19 protein-coding genes are annotated in these 19056 nt (G+C 69.7%); 9 read left to right on the top strand and 10 right to left on the bottom strand.

Annotation, left to right across the window (positions count from 1 at the left end; all coding sequences use genetic code 11):
* Positions 1-178 precede the first annotated feature (178 nt).
* Positions 179-1549 (bottom strand): CoA transferase, encoded by a 1371-nt coding sequence (locus ABZ412_RS05985; RefSeq protein ID WP_357276877.1) that lies wholly within the window; start codon positions 1547-1549, stop codon positions 179-181.
* 65 nt (positions 1550-1614) lie between these two features.
* Here ABZ412_RS05985 and ABZ412_RS05980 point away from each other — a divergent pair, with 65 nt between their 5' ends.
* Complete coding sequence (locus tag ABZ412_RS05980) at positions 1615-2403, top strand: alpha/beta fold hydrolase (protein WP_357276875.1); 789 nt, start codon at positions 1615-1617, stop codon at positions 2401-2403.
* Between the two features lie 51 nt (positions 2404-2454).
* On the opposite strand, the gene ABZ412_RS05975 is transcribed toward ABZ412_RS05980, so the two are convergent.
* The 6 genes from ABZ412_RS05975 to ABZ412_RS05950 form a co-directional block, all read right to left on the bottom strand.
* Positions 2455-3231: an O-methyltransferase gene (locus tag ABZ412_RS05975; protein WP_357276873.1), complete on the bottom strand. Its 777-nt coding sequence runs from the start codon at positions 3229-3231 to the stop codon at positions 2455-2457.
* Positions 3232-3316: 85 nt separating this feature from the next.
* Entirely contained in the window at positions 3317-3688 is a 372-nt protein-coding gene (locus ABZ412_RS05970) for a DUF2784 domain-containing protein (RefSeq protein WP_357276871.1), read from the bottom strand.
* A gap of 20 nt (positions 3689-3708) precedes the next feature.
* The gene (locus ABZ412_RS05965) at positions 3709-4485 is read right to left on the bottom strand and encodes an O-methyltransferase (RefSeq protein ID WP_357276869.1); all 777 of its coding nucleotides are present in this window, start codon (positions 4483-4485) and stop codon (positions 3709-3711) included.
* A 305-nt stretch (positions 4486-4790) separates the two neighbouring features.
* On the bottom strand, positions 4791-6242 hold the full coding sequence (locus tag ABZ412_RS05960; protein ID WP_357276867.1) for an SDR family NAD(P)-dependent oxidoreductase: 1452 nt from the start codon (positions 6240-6242) through the stop codon (positions 4791-4793).
* Positions 6243-6359: 117 nt separating this feature from the next.
* Entirely contained in the window at positions 6360-7433 is a 1074-nt protein-coding gene (locus ABZ412_RS05955; RefSeq protein WP_357276865.1) for a hypothetical protein, read from the bottom strand.
* Positions 7430-7645, bottom strand: coding sequence for a hypothetical protein (locus tag ABZ412_RS05950; protein ID WP_357276863.1), 216 nt, complete (start codon positions 7643-7645; stop codon positions 7430-7432). The genes ABZ412_RS05955 and ABZ412_RS05950 overlap by 4 nt, the downstream gene beginning before the upstream one ends.
* Before the next feature lie 123 nt (positions 7646-7768).
* Between ABZ412_RS05950 and ABZ412_RS05945 the strand changes: the two genes are divergently transcribed.
* The 3 genes from ABZ412_RS05945 (at position 7769) to ABZ412_RS05935 (ending at position 10430) form a co-directional block, all read left to right on the top strand.
* Positions 7769-8464, top strand: a complete 696-nt coding sequence (locus ABZ412_RS05945) for a TetR/AcrR family transcriptional regulator (protein WP_357276861.1) — start codon at positions 7769-7771, stop codon at positions 8462-8464.
* A gap of 87 nt (positions 8465-8551) precedes the next feature.
* Positions 8552-9697 carry an acyl-CoA dehydrogenase family protein gene (locus tag ABZ412_RS05940; RefSeq protein WP_357276859.1) on the top strand — a complete coding sequence of 382 codons (1146 nt, stop codon included), beginning with the start codon at positions 8552-8554 and terminating at the stop codon, positions 9695-9697.
* Between the two features lie 172 nt (positions 9698-9869).
* Positions 9870-10430: a helix-turn-helix domain-containing protein gene (locus ABZ412_RS05935; RefSeq protein ID WP_357277145.1), complete on the top strand. Its 561-nt coding sequence runs from the start codon at positions 9870-9872 to the stop codon at positions 10428-10430.
* Here ABZ412_RS05935 and ABZ412_RS05930 read toward each other — a convergent pair.
* Positions 10427-11464 carry a saccharopine dehydrogenase NADP-binding domain-containing protein gene (locus tag ABZ412_RS05930; RefSeq protein ID WP_357276857.1) on the bottom strand — a complete coding sequence of 346 codons (1038 nt, stop codon included), beginning with the start codon at positions 11462-11464 and terminating at the stop codon, positions 10427-10429. The genes ABZ412_RS05935 and ABZ412_RS05930 overlap by 4 nt on opposite strands.
* Positions 11465-11614: 150 nt before the next feature.
* Between ABZ412_RS05930 and ABZ412_RS05925 the strand changes: the two genes are divergently transcribed.
* Positions 11615-12484: an AraC family transcriptional regulator gene (locus ABZ412_RS05925; protein ID WP_357276855.1), complete on the top strand. Its 870-nt coding sequence runs from the start codon at positions 11615-11617 to the stop codon at positions 12482-12484.
* A 57-nt stretch (positions 12485-12541) separates the two neighbouring features.
* On the top strand, positions 12542-13378 hold the full coding sequence (locus tag ABZ412_RS05920) for an LLM class F420-dependent oxidoreductase (protein WP_357276853.1): 837 nt from the start codon (positions 12542-12544) through the stop codon (positions 13376-13378).
* Positions 13379-13429: 51 nt separating this feature from the next.
* On the opposite strand, the gene ABZ412_RS05915 is transcribed toward ABZ412_RS05920, so the two are convergent.
* Positions 13430-13978, bottom strand: coding sequence for a YdeI/OmpD-associated family protein (locus ABZ412_RS05915; protein WP_357276851.1), 549 nt, complete (start codon positions 13976-13978; stop codon positions 13430-13432).
* Positions 13979-14023: 45 nt separating this feature from the next.
* A complete protein-coding gene (locus ABZ412_RS05910; RefSeq protein WP_357276850.1) occupies positions 14024-15430 on the bottom strand; it encodes an MFS transporter in 1407 nt (468 codons plus the stop codon).
* A 159-nt stretch (positions 15431-15589) separates the two neighbouring features.
* Here ABZ412_RS05910 and ABZ412_RS05905 point away from each other — a divergent pair, with 159 nt between their 5' ends.
* The 3 genes from ABZ412_RS05905 to ABZ412_RS05895 all read left to right on the top strand — a co-directional run bounded on the left by ABZ412_RS05905 (position 15590) and on the right by ABZ412_RS05895 (position 18967).
* A complete protein-coding gene (locus tag ABZ412_RS05905; protein ID WP_357276848.1) occupies positions 15590-16486 on the top strand; it encodes a LysR family transcriptional regulator in 897 nt (298 codons plus the stop codon).
* 110 nt (positions 16487-16596) lie between these two features.
* Positions 16597-17835, top strand: a complete 1239-nt coding sequence (locus ABZ412_RS05900; protein ID WP_357276846.1) for a serine hydrolase domain-containing protein — start codon at positions 16597-16599, stop codon at positions 17833-17835.
* Between the two features lie 43 nt (positions 17836-17878).
* A complete protein-coding gene (locus tag ABZ412_RS05895; protein WP_357276844.1) occupies positions 17879-18967 on the top strand; it encodes an amidohydrolase family protein in 1089 nt (362 codons plus the stop codon).
* Positions 18968-19056: the final 89 nt, after the last annotated feature.

Here is a 19056-nt window from a genome sequence, read left to right as displayed (position 1 = left end):
CATCCGCATGTCGACATACGGGTCGACAATTTTGATGTCGGTTTCAGGGTCTCATTTATTAACGCCGTACGTGGGATAAGTGGAGGCGTGTCGAAAGTGCTGCATTGCAAGGCAATTCGACCATTTCTCGGATGTGCTTACGGGTGTGCGTGCAGCAGCTTGTATACATTCGCCGAAGTTACGAACCGTCCGGTCGGGCTTTCCATTCGGGAGCGCTCGATCCGTAGGCCGGAGCGGGCCACGGAAAGTCCGGATACTCGCTCAACGCCGGGCCCGCGGTGCTCACCGCCGCGTGCGTCACCGCGTAGCGCGGATCCGGGACCTGCGCCGGCGCGTGCCCGGGCGTCCGGCCCGGTGCGGTGATCAGCCAGGATGCGGTGCGAGCCAGCGCGACCCGGACGTCGCGGCCGCGACCGTCGGCGCGGCGCGCGCACAGCGCGTCCAGCACGCCCGCTGCGAGCAGGTACCCGCTGGCGTGGTCGAGGGCCTGGGCCGGGAGGGCGCCCACGACAGGTTCGTTACGAGAATTATCGCGTGTGCCTTCGATCAGAGAAATTCCGGATGTGGCCTGCACGATGCTGTCGAAACCGCGGCGATCTCCCCACGGACCCTGTTCGCCCCACGCCGAAACTCGGCCGTGCACAATTCCCGGTCGAATATCACCGGGCCGCACTCCGAACCGTTCCAAGCTGCCCGGTCGGTAACCCGAGATGATTATGTCCGCATTGCTGATCAATTCGCGAAAGACCGGAAGTTCGGTGCGCAAATCGACTACAGTGGAACGCTTCCCCTGACAGGTGTCCAGGAACTGCCAGTCGATCTCCGGCAGCTCCGGCGGGTCGATCCGCAACACATCGGCTCCCAGCAGGGCCAATGCCCGCGTCGCCACCGGACCGGCGATCACCCGGGTCAGATCCAGCACCCGGATCCCGCGCAACGGGAGCATTGCCGTTGCGGCGCAGAGTGAGTCGAGCGCGCCCCGATCGTCGCGGGCGTCGAGCGCGACCAGCGGGCCGGACGCGGCCGCTGTGCCCTGCGGGCTGTCAGCCCACTCCCGCTCGGTGCGCACCCGGAACGCGATGGCCGCGTGCTCGGCGGCGCGCCGTTCGATATCGGCGGCCGTGAGCGTCGCGACCCGCCGGGTGAAATCCTCGGGCCCGGCCCCGGCGGACAGATCGAGCGCCGCCAGCAGACGCGTCCGATGGTGCGGGTAGTTGGCGTGCGTCCGCACCCAGCCGTCCGCGCTCCGGAAGAAGCCCGACAACTCCGCGAACATTCGCGGTTGCCGCCCATCGATCCGCAGCAGCTTGTCGCTCTGAAAGGCCGCCGCGACACGGCCGGGATCGACGACACCGCGCAGCGGCGTCACCCCGCAGACTTCGCGCCACCGGTCGGCGGCACCGGCGAAGGCCGCGACCGCGCCACCCGCCAGCGCCCAGACCGGCAGCGTCGCAGCCAGATTCGCGCCCGCATCGAGGGTCGGCACCGGCGTCCCGGCAACCCCGATTCCGGTCTCGTAGTCGCGAACCAATGCGTCATAGGTGGCCACGAGCCGACTCTAACGCCGGGCCCAGGTGCGAGCCCGACGCGAGATCTCGGGGCATACTCGATCGGATGAGCGCCCATCGACTCCCCGGAACCACCTGGCTGCGCGAACTGAAGCCCGATCCCGCCCCCGAGACCGTACTGGTGTGCTTCCCGCCCGGCGGCGGCTCCGTCGGCGCCTACCGGCAGTTGGCCCAGCGCTTCGGCGCGGGCACCGCGGTCTTCGGCGTGCAGTACCCCGGGCGGCAGGACCGCCTCGGCGACCCGCCCGTCCCCGCGCTCACCGAACTGGCCGGGCACGCCGCCACCGACCTGCTGGCCTGGCCGAAAGACGTGCGGCTGGCCATCTTCGGGCACAGCATGGGCGCGACCGTGGCCTACGAGACCGCCCGCCGAGTCGAGGCGGGCGGACGCGAGGTGACGCACCTGTTCGTCTCCGGCCGTCCCGCACCGGTGCACGAGGAGTCCGGACGCCTGCACGAGGGCCCGGACGAGGGTCTCATCGCCGAACTCGAACGCCTGTCGAACGATCCGGCCTCGGTGCGCATCCTGCGCGACGAACCGGGGCTGGCCGATCTGGTCCTCCCGGCGGTCCGCACCGACTATCGCGCGGTCGAGACCTACCGCCATCAGATCGGCGCTCCGCTGCGCACGCCGATCACCGCGCTGATCAGCTCCTCGGACCCGACCACCTCGGCCGTCCAGGCCGGGCAGTGGCGCGACTTCACCACCGCCGATTTCGATCTCGCCACCTTCGAAGGCGGCCACTTCTATCTGGACCTGCCCGAGAACATCAAGGCCCTGGCGGACTCGATCACCCGCGCGCTCGCCACGGCGACGCCCGGCCCCTCGAAGTGAGTCGGCCGGACTACCGCGGACAGCGCCTGGGCCGCCGCGGCGAGTCCGCCGTCAGCCCAGGTATTCGGACTCGAGCACCCGGTCCTTGAGCAGGGACTGGTACTCGATGTGGGTGTCGTGCTCCACGGTGCGCCAGGACGTGCCCTCGGCCTCCCGCATGTAGGCCAGGTAGTCCGGCGCGCCGGGAATGCGCATATTGTCGGCCACCACGATGGTGCCCGGGTGCAGCCAGCCCGCATCGAGAATGCGCTTCAGATCGGCGAGGTACGCCGACTTGTCGTGGTCGACGAAGACGAAATCGACCGCGCCCTCGGTGATCCCGTGCTCCTCGGCGAGCGTGCGGATGGTGTCCCCGCCGTCGCCGATGGTGCCGACCACCACCGTCACCCGATCCGCGAATCCGGCGTGCGCGATGATGGCCCGCGCCACCTCGGCATTGGCGGCGCTGAACTCGACCGAGATCAGCCGCGCGTCCTCGGGCAGCACCCGTGCCGTGCGGACCGCGCTGTAGCCGACGTAGGTGCCCAGCTCCAGGGCCAGTGTCGGATTCGCCCGGCGTACCGCGGCATCCAGCAGCAGGCCCTTCTCGTCGCCGACGTTCACCAGATTGCTGCGCGTACGTGCGAACCGGTCGATCGCGTCCAGCACGCTGTCCGGGTTGCCCTGCTCGGCATTGGCCAGCACGTGATCGCGCACCGCGGCCTCACGCCCGTCACCGAATTGGCCCGTGCGGGTGAAGGTCCCGATTCCCCAGACGGTGCTGACCGCCGTGCGCACCGGATACACCACCCGCTCCAGGAACACCGACGCGATCGATGAGCCACCCATGAAAACCCCTTAAGTCACTTCGACAACCAGCGCGATTATGCACGCCCCGAAGCGGATTCGCCCACGGCGCCCGGATCGTCGGTGATCACGACGGTGTGGCGGCCCGCCGCCGCGACAGCAGGTACAGGCCCACCCAGGAAACGACGACGCACACCACCACGACCACTCGGACCTCTTCCAGCGCGCTGCGGGGGTAGAGCACACCGGTGATGTAGTGGTCGATGAATCCGCTCGGCGGCAGGCCCGCCTCGCCCGCGCGGTGGCGCGCCCAGTTCTCCAGGTTCGTCAGCGGGCACTCGACCGTGAACAGCACGGTGCTGAATCCCCATCCGAAGGCGAGCAGGTGCAGCCAGATCGTGCGGGGCCAGCGCCAGGCGATGAACCCGCCCACCACGACATAGGCCACGAACGCGAAGTGCACGACCGCGGTCGCGTCGGCCAGCAGCCGGTAGACCATGCCCCCAGGATAGGTGTGGGTCAGCCCAGGTACTCCGACTCCAGTACGAGATCTTTCAGGAGCGACTGGTATTCGACGTGGGTGTGGTGCTCGACGGTGCGCCATGTGGTGCCCTCGGACTCGCGCATGTACCGCAGGTAGTCCGGTGCTCCCGGAATGCGCACATTGTCGGCGACGGCGAGGCTGCCCGGGTGCAGCCAGCCGGCCTCCAGGATCGTCTTCAGGTCCGGCAGATAAGCCTTCTTGTCGTGGTCGAGGAAGACGAAATCGAGTGTGCCGGCACCGAATCCGTGCTCGGATACCAGACGCTTCACAGTGTCGCCGCCGTCGCCGATGGTGCCGACGACAACGGTCACCCGATCCGAGAGTCCGGCGTGCTCCAGCAGCGTGCGCGCGATCGACGCGTTGTCGGCATTGAGCTCCACCGACACCAGCCGTGCGCCCGGCGCCAGCACCCGCCCGATCCGGACCGCGCTGTACCCGCAGTAACCACCCAATTCGAGGGCCGACGCGGGACTGGCTCGGCGCACCGCCGCGTCCAGGATGAGGCCCTTCTCGTCGCCGACGTTCACCAGCATGCTGCGGGTCCGCGCGAAGCCGTCGTACGCGGCGAGCACACTGTCCGGATCGCCGGCCGTCCCGTGGGCCAGCACGTATGCCCGCGCCGCCTCCTCCCGGCCGTCGCCGACCTGACCCGTACGTACGAAAGTCGGCCCGCCCAAGGCGAAACGGATCACCGACCAGCGCAGGAACGGCAACCGCTCCCGCAATGCATCAGCCACAGACTTAGCGCTCATGAGATCACCTGTCCTGGTGGGGGAGTGCGTGTGTCGATCATGGGCCGCGGTCGGAACGCGGGGTGGGGGAGTGCACGTGGATCGAATTCGGGAAACCCGCAGGGTAGGGGAGTTTCTCGTCCAATTCTGACGGCCGCCCGACGCTCGGCGGAGCCGATTTCGACAATGAAGTCATATGAGTACGTACATATGCGCATCTAAACATGAATCCCCACATTCTCGAAAATGGTCGAGAAACAGCCCCCTCACCTTCAAAAACAGCAAAGAGGGGAGGGAGCTGGGTCGGTAAGGGAGTCGGCTACCGGCTACCAGTTGGAAGGTTCGTAGTCCTTGAGGAAGCAGCCGTACAGGTCGTCACCGGATTCGCCGCGGACGATCGGGTCGTACACGCGCGCCGCGCCGTCGACCAGGTCGAGGGGTGCGTGGAAGCCCTCCTCGGCGAGCCGGATCTTGGTGTAGTGCGGTCGCTCGTCGGTGATCCAGCCGGTGTCGACGGCGGTCATGAGGATCTTGTCGGACTCGAACATCTCGCGGGCGCTGGTGCGGGTCAGCATGTTCAGCGCGGCCTTGGCCATATTGGTGTGCGGGTGGCCCGCGCCCTTGTAGCCGCGGGCGAAGACGCCTTCCATGGCGGAGACGTTGACGACGTATTTGCGGCGGGCGGGGGCCGCGGCCATGGCCGGGCGTAGTCGGGAGATGAGGATGAACGGCGCGACCGAGTTGCACAGCTGCACCTCGAGCAGTTCGGTGGCATCGACCTCGCCGACGTTCTGCACCCAGCTGTTGGTGTGGGCGAGATCGGGCACCAGGCCGCCCGCGTCGATGGCGACGCCCTGCGAAATGCGTTCGGGGGTGGCCGATCCCGCGATCAGGGCGAGGTCGGTGATGTCGGCGGCGGTGAGGTTGGGGGTGAGGCTCGCGGTCAGCGCGGTGGGGTGGGCCTGCATGGTCTTGCCGAAGCTGATCACGTCGGGCAGTTCGCCGGCGGGCAGCGGTCCGTTCTCGGCTTCGACGAGGGCGCTGTAGGCGCCGACCGAGCGGCGCACGGTCTGTGCGGCGTTGTTGATGAGGATGTCGAGCGGGCCCTGGGCGGCGACGTCGTCGGCGAGGGCGACGACCTGGGCGGGGTCGCGCAGGTCGATGCCGATGATGCGGAGCCGGTGTAGCCAGTCGGCGCTATCGGGCTGGGCGGCGAAGCGGCGGATGGCGTCGTTGGGGAAGCGGGTGGTGATGGTGGTGTGGGCGCCGTCGCGCAGCAGGCGCAGCGCGATGTACATGCCGATCTTGGCGCGGCCGCCGGTGAGCAGGGCGCGCTTGCCGGTGAGGTCGGTGCCCGCGTCACGCTTGGCGTGGCTCTTGGCGGCACAGTCCGGGCAGAGCTGGTGGTAGAAGGCGTCCACGCGGGTATAGCGCTGTTTGCATATGTAGCAGGGGCGCGCCCGCAGCAGGGTTCCGGCGCTGCCGCCTTCGGTGGCGGAGCTGATCGGGATCCCGGCGGTTTCGTCGTCGATGCGGTTGGGAGAGCCGGTGGCGGTGGCGGCCACGACTTCCTTGTCGGCGGCGGAGATGGCGTCGCGGGTGGCGATGCGCTTGTTGCGCTTGAATTTCTTGAACATGTGCCCGACGGCGCGCTGCACGGTGACGGAGTCCGGGTGGTCCTTGTCGAGCTGTCCGGCTTGTTCGAGGACGCGCAGGCAGGTCGCCAGATCTGCGGGGTCGATGGCCGGGGCGTCGGTCGGGGTGGTCTGCTCGGCCATCGGAGCTGCGGTGATCCTTCGTGTGCGGGGCGGTGGACCGAGCCATTCTCCCAGAGCGCCGTAGGTGCGGGTCGTCCGGCCGTGACCTGGGGCCGGGCGCGGTGGGTGGGGGTCGGGTCAGGTGGTGGCGGTGCGGAGGGGTTCGAGTCGGGCGGCGTGGTGGTCGTGGCCGAGTTCGCGGGCGTGGTCGGCGAGCCGGGTGAGCAGGTCGGCGGGGATGTGGTCGCGGAGGTGAATGAGGGTGTGCCACACCGTGTCCGGGGTGTCGGGGGTGAGGGCGGCGTCGACGAGCGGCACGGCTTGGGGCCACAGGTCGTGGGCGGCGGTGGCGTCGATGATGGCCGTGAGGATGCGTTCGTCGTGGATGGCGGGGCGTTGCGCGAACAGGCGCAGGCTGTCGGGGCTCATGGCGCTGGTGATGGGCAGCAGGGTGGTCCAGGCGTCGAGTTCGGCGACGGCGGTGATGAGGCCGTCGAGGACGTCGTCGCCGAGGCCGGCGGTGATGTCGCCGATCCAGGCGCGGTTGTGGGGTGCGATGTTGTCGAGCAGGTCGATGCCTTCGGCCCACATCCGCTGGTCGTGGGCGGCGCGGATGATGCCGGGGACGCGGTCGGCGACGATGTGCAGGACGCGGTCGAGGGCGGTTTTATCCTCGAGTAGGAAGCCGATGCGCAGCAGGTCGGGGTCGCTCATGACGGGGGCGGCGGCGCGCAGGGCGGGTTCGGGGATGACGTGGACGAAGCGGCCCATGGTGATGTGGTCGCCGCGGGACAGTAGTTGGCGGGCGACATCGGCGACCATGGTGGCGGGTACGGCGGCGATGATGGCGGCGGTGCGGCGGGGGTCGAGCTGGACGGCGGCTTCGGCGAGGAAGGCCGGGGTGAGGTTCTTGGCGATGTCGACCGCGCGGCGGGGTTCGATGGCGCCGGCGACGGCGGCGCACAGGATGGGTCCGAAGGCGCGTTCGGCGATCTTGGAGCCGATGGCGACGGGGACGATGGCGCTGGCGGTGGCGATGGCCTTCATGCGTTGGGCGTCGCGGTCGAAGAGCAGGTCGGTGACGCGTTCGCGGTATTCGCGCAGGGCGGCGGGTGGGAGGTCGACGAGGAAGTCGAGGTCGGTGGGGTCGTCGAGGCCCAGGACGCGGGCGAGTTTGGTGGTTTCGGCGACGGCGGCGAGGTGGTCGCTCATAGACCCAGTGCTTTCTTGACGGCGGAGCGCAGCAGGCGCGGGACGAAGTCGAGGGAGGAGCCGAGGGCGGCGTCGAGGGTGTCGCGGCGGTGGGTCTTGGCGGCTTCGAGGAGGCGGTGGAGTTCGGCCAGGTCGCTGTCGGGGAGCTGGTCGAAGGCTGCGGGCAGGGGTGCGCGCAGGGTGTCGCCGAGTTGGCGGGCTGGGTCGGACATCGTCGTCTTTCCGGTTGTGCGTACTGCCGGTACGGGATTCGATACTGGCAGTACGATCGGTCCGAAATCAAGCGGGATTATCGTGTGGACCTGCCGCACCGGCGGTACATGTATGCTGCGCGGGTGGTTCGTAGCAGTGCCGGCGGGACTCGGCTGGTGTCGCGTCAGGACATTGTGGACGCCGCGATCCGGGTGATCGATCGGGCGGGTCCGCGCCCGAGCATGGATGACATCGCGCGTGAGGCGGGGATCACCAAGCCGCGGTTGTACCGGCAGTTCGCGGACAAGGGGGATTTGTTCACCGAGATCGCGGCGCGGATGTCGCGGCGGGCGTTCGCGGCCGCGGGCGCGGACATGACATTGATGCTGCAGCCGCCGCGGCGGGCGTTGACGCGGGTGTTCGGTGAGTACGCGCGCGGAATCCTGGAGCATCCCAACGTCTTCCGGTATCTGGGTCAGGCCCCGGTGATCCAGCAGTCGGGCTCGGGGGTGCTACAGCTGGATCTGGGGCGCGAGGCGGCGCTGCGGTTGGAGAAGCTGGCGCGGTCGGTGGCCGAGGCTGTGCCCCTGGACACGGCGGGGCTGGACTATCTGTCGCGCGCGCTGACCGGTGCGGTGGTGTCGATCACCGATCTGTGGCTGTCGGATTCGGATACGCCGTCGGCGGCGCAGACCGCGGAGTTCGTGGCGCAGGCCACGGAATTGGCGTGGGGGTTGATCGATGGCTTTCTGCGGCGTCAGGGGATCGCCGCGGATCCGGACGTGCCGATCTTCACGACGTTCGCCGAGGTGAATCAGGCCCGGTCGACCGAGTGTTGACACGTTGTTGACACCACGCCAATAGCCGTGCACCCTAGGGGCGAGGCGCATATGCGCACCCCCGTTCAGGCAAGCGAAGGATCTGCGATGGCACGCCCCGCATGGAGCGACGACGAGGTCGAAGCGGTACGGACTCTGGCGACCACCTTCTTCGAGAAGGAGGTGATCCCGCATACCGAGAAGTTCATCGAACAGGGCCACCCCGACCGCGCCCTCTACAACCGGGCCGGCGAACTGGGCCTGCTGTGCGCGGCCATCCCCACCGAATACGGCGGTGGCGGCGGCACTTTCGCCCACGAGGCGGCCATCATCGAGGCCCAGACCCACGCCGGAGACGGCTCCCTGGGCATGTCGGTGCACTCCTCGATCATCGCGCCCTACATCCACGAGTTCGGCTCCGAGGAACTCAAACAGCGCGTGCTGCCCAAGGCGGCCAGCGGCGAGATGGTGCTCTCCATCGGCATGACCGAACCCGGCACCGGCTCGGATCTGCAGAACATCAAGACCCGCGCGGTGCGCGAGGGCGACGAGTACGTCATCACCGGCTCGAAGATCTTCATCTCCAACGGCTGGCTGTGCGACGGCATCATCATCGCCTGCAAGACCGACCCCACCCAGGGCGCGGCCGGCGTCTCGCTGATCTTCGCCGAGGTCTCCGACGAGACCCCCGGCTTCAAGCGCGGCCGCATCCTGTCCAAGATCGGCGGCAAGGCCCAGGACACCGCCGAGCTGTTCTTCGACGGCCTGCGGGTGCCCGCGTCGAACCTGCTCGGGCAGGCCGAGGGCCAGGGCTTCTATCAGATGATGCAGATGCTGGCCCAGGAACGCCTGGTCACCGCCATCCTCGCGGTCGCCATGACCGAGAAGGCCGTGCAGCTGACCGTCGACTACACCAAGGGCCGCGAGGCGTTCGGCAAGCCGCTCTACGCCATGCAGAACACCCGGTTCGAACTCGCCGAGTGCGCGACGATCGCCAAGGTCGGACGCGTGTTCCTCGACGACTGCATCAGCAAGCACCTGCGCGGGGAACTCGATATCCCCACCGCGGCCATGTCGAAATACTGGTTGACCGATCAACTCGGTAATGTGGTGGATCGCTGCCTGCAGTTCTTCGGCGGCTACGGATACATGACCGAATACCCGATCTCGCAGTTGTACACCGGCGCTCGGGTCCTGCGAATCCTCGCGGGAGCCAACGAGGTGATGAAGGATCTCATTGCCCGCTCACTCTGAACCCACCGCGCCGCCTAGGCCCGGCGGTAACTCCGAACCCACCGCGCCGCCAAGGCCCGGCGGTAACTCCGAACCCACCGCGCCGCCAAGGCCCGGCGGTAACCCCGACCCTTCGGCGGACGACGGCGCCACGCGCCGTCGTCGCCTCGAACCCGACGAACGTCGCGCGCAGATCCTGTCCTGCGCGATCGACATGTTCGGCGAGCGACCCTACGCGGCGGTGTCCACCGCCGAGCTGGCCCAGCGGGCCGGGGTGGCGCGCGGGTTGATCAACCACTACTTCGGCAACAAGCGCGACCTGTACCTGGCGGTGGTGCGCCGCATGGTCACGCTGCCGCGGCCGGAGAAGATGGCGGTGCCCGCCGGGTCGCTGCGGGAGCGAGTGGACGCCAGCGTGGCGTGGCTGCTCGACACCATCGGCGAGCACGGCAGCACCTGGGTCAAGGTCACCGGCCACGAAGGCGTCGGCGACGATCCGGAGGTGCAGCGCATCCTCGACGAGGCCGACTACGCCGCCGCCGACCGCATGGTGGCGATGATGGGTCTCGACGATTCGCTGCATTCGGCCGAATTGCGGGCGCTGGTGCGCTGTTACGGCGGTCTGGTCAAGGCCGCCGGGCGCGAATGGATCGTGCGCGGCAGCCTGACCCGCGAGCAGGTGCACCACCTGCTCGCCGACGCCCTCACCACGCTGGTGGCCGAGACGTTCCCGAAGGTCGACGCGAACCCCTAGACGCTCGCGAGCTCCTCGACCTGCCAGTGCACGCCCGTGGTGGCGAGATGGTCGAGGAAGCTCGTGGCGTCGAAAGCCTGCGCGGGCGTGAGGGTTCCGGCCGCGGCGCCGTCGAGCGCCAGGCGGCGCGCGGCCTCGGCGGCGATGACCGCGGTGGCCGCGTACGGGTCGAACCCGGTCACCCAGCCCCGCGCCCGGCTGCCGTCGACGGCGGTGGTCTCGGCCAGGATCAGCCAGCGTGAGGCGGCCAAGGCGTCGGCGTCGGGGATCTCCGGAATCGTCTCGGCGACTTCACCACCCAGGCCCGCGAAGATCTCACCCATCTCGGTGCGGATCACCCCGCGCACGATCGGGGTGTCGAGGTGGCGGGGAATGGTGTAAACGCCCGGCAAGGCCAGCGGCGTCACCGACACCGGTTCCGGTTCGCCGGGTTCGATCAGGGTGGTGGCCGACTCGTTCGCCGATTGCCATGTCCGGTCGCGGTATTCGACCTGATCGAGCACGGCGATGGCGGCCATCGAACGGGCCGTGCCACGCGAGGCCGCGCCCGGGCGACGCAGGTCGGCGACCCGGACCTCCCGCAGCGGCGCGCCGAGGCGGGCCGCGGTGAGCGCGGCGATCAGATCACCGGGCACACCGTCATCGGTGACCGCCGGAACGACCGCGACCCCGGCCTGTTTCGCGGGCTCGTCATAGGTGGACAGGATCTTGTGCAGGTAGCCGGGTTCGCCGGTGGTGTCGATGTAATGGCGGCGGGCGGCGATCGCGGCCCGCACCACCGGCTCGCCCCACAGGGTGAACGGTCCGGCGGCATTGACGACGGCCTCGCTGTCGGCGAACGCGGCGGCCAGGGCGGCGGTGTCATCGAGGGCGGCCACCCGGATCTCGGCGTCGGGGATCCCGGCGCGGGCGGCGACGGCCCGCAATCGGGTCTCGTCGCGGCCCACCAGGATGGGGGACAGGTCGCGGCGCGCGAGTTCGGCGACGATGAGCGAACCGGTGAAACCGCTCGCGCCGTGCACGGCAATACGCATGAGGGACAACTCCATCGGGTGAAGGGGATACGGCCGGGAATCGGCTCGCAACCCACGCTAGGCACCCCCGATCGGACGATCCATGCTCGAAGGTCCGGTCCCGATGTCCGATCGTCCGGTGTCGCGGGCACCGCCGGTACGGTGGGATTCGTGGACATCCTCAGTGACGCGGTCGCCGCGATGCGGCTGGGCACACCGCATTCCAACCGCACCGTCCGGCGCGGCAGCTGGCATACCCACTTTCCCGCCGCGGGCAACAGCGCCGGTTTCCATGTGGTGCTGCAAGGTTCGTGCTGGCTGCTGCCCGACGACGGCGACCCGATCCACCTCCACGTCGGTGACGTCGCGTTCATGCCCCGCAGTCGAGGCCACGCCATCGCCGACCGCCCCGACGGCGACTCCGGTCCCGCCGCGGCGGCATCGGACACCGTATTGCTGTGTGGCGCATACTCGCTCGACGACGCGCGTCCTCACCCCGCCTTGGCCGAACTGCCCGATGTGATCCATCTGCCCGCCCGCGTCGGCCACCACAGCCCGCTGCGCGCCGCGATCGACCTGCTCGGCCACGAACTCGACACCGCTGGCGGCTCCGGAGCCATCGCGCCACTGCTCGAAGTGCTGCTGCTGTTCCTGCTGCGCGCCTGGCACCAGGCCCACCCCTCCGACACCGGATGGGTCGGCGCGCTACGCGACCCGGCCGTGCACACCGCCCTGCAAGCCATCCACGCCGACCCCGGCCAGGCCTGGACCGTGCAATCACTGGCCGACCGCGCGGGCGTCTCACGATCGGTGTTCGCGCAACGGTTCACCGCCACGCTGGGCATCGGCCCGCTCACCTACTTGACCTGGTGGCGCATGACCGGCGCGGCCCGATTGCTGCGTGACACCGATCTGCTGCTGCGCGTCGTGGCCGAAAAGTCCGGATACACCTCCGAATACGCGTTCGCCAAAGCGTTCAAACGCGAATTCGGGGTCGCACCGGGACGATTCCGCGCCCAGGGCCGCCCCGACGCCGCCTGAGCGAATTCGATACCGCGCCGGGGAATGCAACCCGATCATCGACGGTTGGTGCCCGGTATGGCATTCGACGGCTTGGGAACATTCGGCGTGTGGCAGCCCTATCCGCAGTTCACCCCGGAATCCGCGCGGGAAATAGAGGAACTCGGCTACGGCACGATCTGGCTGGGCAGCTCCCCGCCCGCCGACTTCGACGGCTACGAGCAACTGCTCGCCGCCACCGAATCACTGGTGGTCGCCACCAGCATCGTCAATGTGTGGGCCTCGGCGCCCGACGCCGCCGCCGACACCTACCTGCGTCTGGACGAGAAGTTCCCCGGCCGCTTCCTGCTCGGCATTGGCGCGGGCCACCGTGAACACACCGCGGACTACGCCAAACCCTATGACGCGCTGGTCGACTACCTCGATGTCCTCGACGCCCGCGGCGTCCCCCGGCACGGGCGCGCCCTCGCGGCACTCGGCCCGCGCGTGGCACGCCTGGCCCGCGACCGCACCGCCGGCGCCCTGCCCTACCTGACAGTGCCCGAACACACCGCCGAACTGCGCGGCATCCTCGGCCCCGATTCCCTGCTCGCGGTCGAACACAAAGTGGTCCTCGACGACGACCCGGCCCGCGCCCGCACCCAGGGCCGCGACCGCGCCGGCTTCTACCTGGGGTTGAGCAACTACACCAACAACCTGCGCCGCTTCGGATTCGACGACACCGACCTCGCCGCCCCCGGCAGCGACCGCTACGTCGACGCTGTCGTCGCCCACGGCACCGCCGATCAGGTCGCCGACCGGTTGAACGAGCACCTGCGCGCCGGAGCCGACCACGTCGCCATCCAAGTCCTCGGCGACGACGCTGCTGCGGCGCTGCGCGCCTTCGCCCGCGTCCTCACCACGAACCAGGACTGACACCGATTCCGGGCGACACGCTTCACGCGTGTCGCCCGGAATCAGCCGGTTTCACTGGTTTTCGAGCCCGCTCACGGCCTTCTCCAGCCGGGAAGCCCGTGTCTTCGCCGTTCTCGTGCGCACCACGTCCAACACGATCAGATACTGGGCGGTCCGGTCGAGCGCCGCGAACGCGGCCCGGGCCCGTGGCCGCGCCGCCAACGCCTCCGCCAAATCCTCGGGCACCGTGAAGTTCGCCTGCGACGGATACGCCGCCGCCCACCGCCCGTCCGCGCGCGCCGCCGCCACCTCCGCCAGCCCCGGCCCGCGCATCCGCCCCGCCGCCGTCAACGCCGCCACCTTGTCGACATTCACCTGCGACCAGAAACTCCCGGGCCGCCGCGGCACATACTTCTGCAGATAGAACTCGGCATCGAGGCCCTTGCGCTGCCCGGAGATCCAGCCCCAGCACAACCCCACATCCACCGCCTCGTCCTCGGTCAGCGACGCGATCCCGGATCCCTTCTTCGCCATCCGAATCCACACCCCCTCCGCGTGCCCGTGATTGACCTCGAGCCAGGCATCGAACGCCTCCGCATCACCGAACGCCACCGCATCCATACCCGCCACTGTCGCAGACCGCACCGACACCACCGCTGATCGCCGCTACCGGGCGACGCGACGCGACATCAACGCCTGCCCGAGCACGAGCGCACCCAGGACCAGCACCGCCACCCCGACCACTCGGAATCCGGCATCCGCGCCCGAGACGAACGCCGCGACGATCGCATCGGAACGCTCGGGTGCGAAGTCTCGAGCCTGCGCCACGGTGTGCGCGCCGCCCGCGCGGACCTCCGCTGGGAGAGTGGCGACGAAACGGGAGGTCAGGACGGTGCCGATCACCGCGACACCCAACGCGCTGCCGAATTCGCGGGTCGTGGCCTGCAATCCCGCGCCGACCCCGGCCAGCGATTGCGGCAATGCGCCGGTGATCGCCGCCGACAAGGTCGGAAGAGCCAGCGTCACACCGATTCCGGTGACCACCAGCCACACCGCGTACACCAGGTAGGAGGTGTGGAGGCCGGTGGTGGACAGGCCCAGCAGTCCGCCGCCGACGAAACCGAACGCGATCGCGATCGTGGCGTCCACCCCGATCCGCCCCGACAGGCGTGCGACGTGGCGTGCGCCCACGATGACCGGAACCGTCAACGGAATGATCCCGAGCCCCGTGCGCAGGACCCCGAAACCCTTGGCGTACTGCAGGAACGAGGCGTTCACGTAGAACAGTGCGAACATCCCGAAGAACACCGCCGTCATCCCCAGACAGGCGCCGCGCAGACCCGGCGACGCGAACAGCCGCGGATCCAGCAACGGATGCCGCACCCGCAACTCGACCGCCGTCCACACCGCGAACAGCACCGCCGCACACCCGAACCCGGCGACCACCACGGCACTGCCCCACCCCGCCACCGGACCCTCCACGATCCCGACCAGCAGTGCCACCGACGCCGCGACCAGCAACACCGTCCCCATCGGATCCAACCGCCGATCGTGACGGCCCGACACCGGCGCGACCCAGGCCACCAACACGGCCAGCGCCCCCGCCAACGGCGCCGCCGCCACGAACAGCCACCGCCACGACCCGCCCGAAAGCACCGCGCCGCCACCGACATTGCCCAGCACCCCGCCGATCCCGGTCATCGACGCCCACGTCGCGATCGTCGCGGCCTTGCGATCGACGGGCACCGCGTGCAGCAGCACCGCCAAGGTATTGGGCAACACCGCCGCCGCGCCCGCCCCCGTGATCGCTCGACCCGCCAGCAACACGCCCACCGACGGCGCCAGCGCCGAGACCAGCGCGCCGACCGCGAACAACCCCAGCCCGGCCAGCAGCACCCCCTTGCGCCCGAACCGGTCACCGGCCGCGCCGCCGGGAATCACCAGGCACGCGAACACGATCACATAGGTGTCCACGATCCATACCAGCGCCGACGCCGAGGGTCGCAGCGGACTGGCCGCCAGCATCGGAACAGCCAGATTGATCGCGGCCACCATCCCCACGACCAACACCACACACGCGCACATCAACGAGACGAGCCCCCGCCGGACAACCGCATTCGGCGCGGCCGCAGCCTGGGGGAGAAGGTTTGTTTGCATGCGGTGCACGCTATGGATCAGGTGAGTATTCGCGCGACGCAAGTTCAGCAACCCAGAGTTGCATAAGATGCAACAATGACCGAGCAGCTCGACCTGAACCTGTTGCGCGTCTTCGACGCCCTGCTCCAGGACGCCAGTGTCACCGCGGCCGCCGAACGCCTGCACCTGTCGATCCCCGCGACCAGCCGCGCCCTGGGTAGGCTGCGCCGCGCCATGGGCGACCCCATCCTGGTGCGAGCCGGGCGCGCCATGGCGCCCACCCCGTTCGCGCTGCGCACCGCACCCCGCGTGCGGTCCCTGCTCGAAGAGGCCGCCGCCCTCATCAGCGCCGACCGCACCATCGACCTCGCGGCACTGAAGCGCACCTTCGCCATCCGCATCAACGACGGTGTCGCCGCGACCCTGGTCACCGCCGCCGTCGCGGCCACCGCGGCCGCCGCACCCGGCGTGGTCCTGCGCTTCGTGCCCGAAGGCGACGAAAGCCTCGAAGCGTTACGTGACGGCACCGTCGACCTCGACATCGGCGCCGACACCGCCGCCGCACCCGACATCCACACCGCCGAGCTCTACCACGAACACCTCGTCGGCATCGTCCGCGCCGAGCATCCGCTGGGCCGACACCGCCGCCCCACCCTGGCCCAACTCTGCGCACACCCGCACGTGTCGGCGTCGCGGCGTGGCCGTGCCCGCGGCCCCCTCGACGACGCGCTCACCGCCGCGGGCCTGCACCGCCACGTCGCCGCGGTCGTGCCCACCTCCGCCCTTGCCGCCCTGCTGGTTTCACAAACCCCCTACGTCGGGCTGGTCCCGCACCGACTCGCCGAACACTACGGCGACACCTTGGGCCTGCGCTGGTTCGACATCCCCGCGCCCCTCCCCGAAGTCGAGATCCGGTTGCGCTGGCACGCCCGCCTCGACGCCGACCCCGCCCAACGCTGGCTGCGCGAGACGCTGCGCACCGCGCTGGGTTGACCGGGCGCATAACCGTTCCCACATCACCGGTTTCGAAACCTCCCACCCCGCCCCAAAATTGTCCCAGACACATCTTGCCGGGGTGGTGGTGCCGCCGCTACCGTGGATCGATGACGACCCACAGCTCCGCCACCGCCGCCGGACTGCCCGCCGGAGTGCACGGCACCGCGGATCCCCGATTCGATTCCGCCATACGGACATTCGCCCGCATCCTGGCCGGACGCCGCGGCAACGGCGGCGCACTCGCGGTGTATCAGGACGGCGAACCGGTCGTCGACATCCACGCCGGCGCCGCCGACGCGCACGGCACACCCTGGACCGCCGACACCGGCGCCATGGTGTACTCCGCGTCCAAAGGTGTCTCGGCCACCGTGCTCGCGCGTCTGGCCGATCGCGGCCTGCTCGACTACGACGCCCCCGTCGCCGAATACTGGCCCGCATTCGCCGCCAACGGCAAAGCCCGCATCACCGTCACCGAACTGCTCAGCCACCGCGCCGGGCTCTCGGGCCTGCCCGCCGTCACCGCCGACGAAGTCCTCGACCACGAACTCATGGAACAACGCCTCGCGGCCGCGAAACCCGATCACCTGCTGGGCAAACCGATCTACCACGCGCTCACCATCGGCTGGCTCATGGCCGGCCTCGCCCGCGCCATCACCGGCCACGACATGACCCGCCTCTACCGCAGCGAGGTCGCCGAACCCCTCGGCGTCGACGGCATCCACCTGGGCCGCCCACCCGCCGGATCCCGCACCCGCCCCGCCGACCTGGTCGGATCGCTGAAAAACTGGGCCGAGCGCACCATTCCGGGCCCGGTCGCCACCGCCGTCCCGCAACTGCCGCGCCTGCTGCGATCCCCGATCTCCTCCATCTACGTCCCCGGCCTGGAATCGATCTTCCGCGGCGACCGTCCCGCCATCCTCGACACCGCCCTGCCCGCGGGCAACGCGGTCTGCACCGCGCCCGCCCTGGCCAAGATGTACAGCGCCCTGGCCGGCGGCGGCACTGTCGACGGCCGCACCTACCTGTCGCCGGAAACCGTTCGGGGCCTGCAACGCATCCGCACCTACCAACTCGACCGCGCCCTGGTCATCCCGTTCTGGCACGTCGGCTACCACAGCTTCCCGTCCCCGCACGCCCCGCGCGGCTACGGGCACATGGGCCTGTTCGGGTCGATGGGCTGGGCCGACCCCGACTCCGGTGTCGCCGTGGGATTCGTGCACAATCGCATGTCCGCGGGCTGGAGTCCGATCGACCAAACCCTGTTCGTGGCCCTGCTGCACCTGATCCTGCGCGGCGCCCGCCAACCCGCCGCCCTCGCCGAACAGCGCACCGCCGGAGCCGCCTGACGTCGATCTTGCCCACTGCTGCAACGGGTTCTAGATTGGCTGCATGCAGGGGGAGTCGAACCACAAGCTGGCCATCCGCAACGTCCGAATCTTCGACGGCCACACCATCACCGCACCGACCACCGTCGTCATCGACGGCACCGTCCTGGGAACCGACCCCGTCGGCGCCGAGACCCTCGACGCCGACGGGGCCATCCTCATCCCGGGCCTCATCGACGCCCACGTCCACCTCGACAGCCCGCAAACGCTGGATGCCTGTGCCGCCCACGGCGTCACGACCGCCCTGGACATGGGATCGGTCGACACCGCCCTGATCGAGCAGGCGCGCGCCCGCACCGCCACGACCACCGTGCGCTGCGCCGGAGCGCCGATCATCGGTTCCGCCGGCGTGCACGCCCACGTCCCCGGCATCGCCGAGGTCGGCGTCATCCGCCACCCCGGCGACGCCGAAACCATGGTCGCGCAGCGTGTCTCGACCGGCAGCGACTACATCAAACTGGTCCTGGAAGCCCCCGGCGAAGGCGGACCCGACGCCGACACCGCCAAGGCCGTCGTCACCGCCGCCCACGCCCGCGGCCTGACCGTCGTCGCCCACACCTCCACCCCCGGCGCGTACGCCATGGCCATCGACGCCGGTGTCGACGCCCTCACTCACGTCCCCCTCGGAGCCCGCCTGCCCGCCGCCGACATCGACCGCCTGGCCACCGGCGCCCACGTGGTGATCCCCACCCTCGTCATGATGGAAGGCGTCGCCGAAATCCACGGCGTCGCACAGCATTTCCCCGCCTCTGTGAAAACCGTCGGCGCCCTCCACACCGCGGGCGTCCCCATCCTCGCGGGCACCGACGCCAATCAGATGCCCGGCATCCCCTTCCACCCGCCCCACGGCGCGAGCCTGCACCACGAACTCGAACTCCTCGTCCGAGCCGGTCTCACCCCCGCCGATGCCCTCAACGCCGCCACCACCCTGCCCGCCCGCCACTTCGGCCTCACCGACCGCGGCGCCATCACCCCCGGCCTGCGCGCCGACCTGATCCTGCTCGACGCCGACCCGCTGGCCGACATCACCGCCACCCGCGCCATCCGCAAGATCTGGTGCGCCGGTACCGAACACGCTCCCGCCACGGTCTGACCCATACCCGCCGCCTCCGGACCGGGGCATTCATCCCCGGGGGAGCGGCGACGGTCCTGGCCGCGGGTCTGATGGTCGTGAGGCCGGGC

Source organism: Nocardia sp. NPDC005746, from assembly GCF_040630785.1.
Taxonomy (GTDB): domain Bacteria; phylum Actinomycetota; class Actinomycetes; order Mycobacteriales; family Mycobacteriaceae; genus Nocardia.
Note: the sequence above shows the minus strand (reverse complement) of the source record. Positions and strands in the feature narration are given on the sequence as shown.